Annotated in this window: 1 protein-coding gene; it reads left to right on the top strand. The window is 47.9% G+C overall.

Features of this window, described 5'->3' with window-relative positions; translation table 11 throughout:
• A partial coding sequence (locus ACYVFA_RS23700; RefSeq protein WP_460474349.1) for a SprB repeat-containing protein occupies positions 1-724 on the top strand: 724 nt, incomplete at both ends.

Raw genomic sequence — 724 nt, 5'->3', positions numbered from 1 at the left:
TACTTACCAATGGTCGAATGGGGGTACAACAGCAGAAATCACCGGTATCGGTGCAGGCACGTATACCGTAACGGTAACGGATGCGAACAAATGTACGATTACCGGTAGTGTGACCTTGACCGAACCAACGAAACTGGTAGCGACAACAGATAAGACAGACATCAACTGTTTCGGAGACAAAACAGGTAAAGCGAGCATCACCGTAAGTGGTGGAACGCCAGGTTATACTTACCAATGGTCGAATGGCGGTACAACAGCAGAGATCACCGGCATTGGTGCAGGCACTTATACAGTAACGGTAACAGATGCGAACAAATGTACGATTACCGGTAGTGTGACCCTGACTGAACCGACGAAACTGGTAGCGACAACAGATAAGACAGACATCAACTGTTTCGGAGATAAGACAGGTAAAGCAAGTATCACCGTTTCAGGTGGAACGCCAGGTTATACTTACCAATGGTCGAATGGGGGTACAACGGCAGAGATCACCGGCATTGGTGCAGGGACTTATACGGTAACGGTAACGGATGCGAACAAATGTACGATTACCGGTAGTGTGACCCTGACTGAACCGACGAAACTGGTAGCGACAACAGATAAGACAGACATCAAATGTTTCGGAGACAAAACAGGTAAAGCAAGCATCACCGTTTCAGGTGGAACGCCAGGTTATACTTACCAATGGTCGAATGGGGGTACGACTTCAGAGATCACCGGTATT

It is taken from the genome of Emticicia fontis (assembly GCF_054779675.1).
Note: the sequence above shows the minus strand (reverse complement) of the source record. Positions and strands in the feature narration are given on the sequence as shown.